The organism is Staphylococcus sp. EG-SA-18 (assembly GCF_017151825.1).
Classification (GTDB): Bacteria; Bacillota; Bacilli; order Staphylococcales; family Staphylococcaceae; genus Staphylococcus; species Staphylococcus aureus.
Map to the genome: position 1 here is coordinate 1 of NZ_JACYVY010000063.1, position 2,129 is coordinate 2,129.

A 2,129-nucleotide genomic window follows, 5' to 3' on the forward strand; every position below is an offset into this window, starting at 1 on the left:
TAAATCAACATGTATGTATTATTAGATTGAAAAAAGAGTATTATTATAATTTTTTTGGACAGTATCTATTATCAAGAAAAGGTAAAAGGAAAATTTTCCTTGCACAAAGTGGAGGTAGTCGAGAAGGTCTAAACTTCAAAGAAATTGCTAATTTAAAAATCTTCACCCCAACTATATTTGAAGAACAGCAAAAAATAGGCAAGTTCTTCAGCAAACTCGACCGACAAATTGAATTAGAAGAACAAAAACTTGAATTGCTTCAACAACAGAAAAAAGGCTATATGCAGAAAATCTTCACACAAGAATTGCGATTCAAAGATGAGAATGGTGAAGAATATCCAGAGTGGGAAAACAAATTCATAAAAGACATCTTTATCTTTGAAAATAATAGAAGAAAACCAATTACTTCTTCATTAAGAGAAAAGGGGTTATACCCTTACTATGGTGCAACTGGAATTATTGATTACGTAAAAGATTATTTATTCAATAATGAAGAACGATTACTAATAGGAGAAGATGGTGCAAAATGGGGGCAGTTTGAGACGAGTAGCTTTATTGCTAATGGGCAATACTGGGTAAATAATCATGCGCATGTAGTTAAAAGTAATGATCATAATTTGTTTTTTATGAATTATTATTTAAATTTTAAAGAACTACGAGCATTTGTCACAGGTAATGCACCAGCTAAATTAACTCATGCGAACTTATGCAATATAAATCTTAAAATACCTTGTCTCACTGAACAAGATAAAGTAAGTGCATTGTTAAAATCTATAGACAATAAAATGAATAATCAAATGAATAGAATTGAGTTATTAAAAGAACGTAAAAAAGAACTATTACAAAAAATGTTTATTTAACCCTGATAACAACCTATTAATTGAAATGATAAAAATCCTATGAATAAATTGTAATATATTAATATTGAGACTATTATAATTTGGGGTTTATTTTTTTAGAAGTTTAGTGAATCGTCTACATTTAGTTGGACAAATTCTATGAGAATAGACATTGTTAAACTAAGAGGGTAGGCGATTTTATTATGACAAGAGACTGAAGAGCTTTTAGTAAATAATTTAAATTAAAATAATTAAACTTTATGAAAATGGTAAGCTTAGAAACGAAATTATACGAGAATATGATCTAACATCATTAACTTTCTCAAATTAGATAAAACAAAACCAAAATACTGAGTCATTCAATCATCAAGACATTTTAACAAGTGATGAAAAAGAGTTAATAAAATTACGCAAAGAAAAACATCGATTGATAATGTAAAATGATGATTTAAAGCAAGCAGTGCTAATTTTGAGACAAAAAATGAAGTCTTTCAACAAAATGCGTATCAATATTCAGTATCAGCAATGTGCAAAGTTCTAAAAATTTCAAGAAGTACCTATTATGATTCTAAAAAAGGAGAATATTACAACTAGATACAAAAAGCCTCAATCACAACCAAGTAACTAAAACGTAAAAATTAATTAGATTAATTATTATCTGCATAACAAATGACCATATACATCAACTAGAGACAGACTATTTAATCATTTACAATGTCCTATTCGTTTTAGACCATGTTCAAATGAATAGTGTTTATAAAATGTTGACACTGTAGTGGCATATTGTAAATTAAATATTATTATGTGATCATTTTGTTTAAATATTAGTTATAAGAAGTGAAATATTCATTTTAAAAGGAGACTTAAAACTTGAAACGATCAACGAATCAAGAAAAATTTCTTGATACACTAATTAGACTTAATACTAAGATTGAAGAACTAGGAAAGATAAATATTTTAAATAATCATATATATTCCGAATATTTTTTTAGAGACCTGTTAAATATTGTATATGGGTATTCACTTGAGAATCATAATAAAAAACAAAAAAATGCACCAGCATTTGATCTTATAGATAATACGAATAAAATTATTATTCAAGTTACCGCAACGTGTAAAAAGCAAAAAATAGAGGACACTCTAAAAAAAGAGTATTTAACAAATAAAATAGTCAAGTCCAGACTCCTGTGTAAAATGCTATACAATGTTTTTACCATTTCTACTTATCAAAATTGATGTATTTTCTTGAAGAATAAATCCATTCATCATGTAGGTCCATAAGAACGGCTC

The 2,129-nt window shown here is 27.1% G+C and carries 1 protein-coding gene and 1 pseudogene; both read left to right on the forward strand.

Translation table 11 applies throughout. From position 1 onward, the window contains the following. Positions 1-860 (forward strand): restriction endonuclease subunit S (locus tag IDG66_RS12005; protein ID WP_107398442.1); only part of this gene is annotated, 860 nt, incomplete at its 5' end. An 849-nt stretch (positions 861-1,709) separates the two neighbouring features. After that, a pseudogene (locus tag IDG66_RS12010) lies at positions 1,710-2,009 on the forward strand (SMEK domain-containing protein); the annotation flags it as partial. Positions 2,010-2,129: the final 120 nt, after the last annotated feature.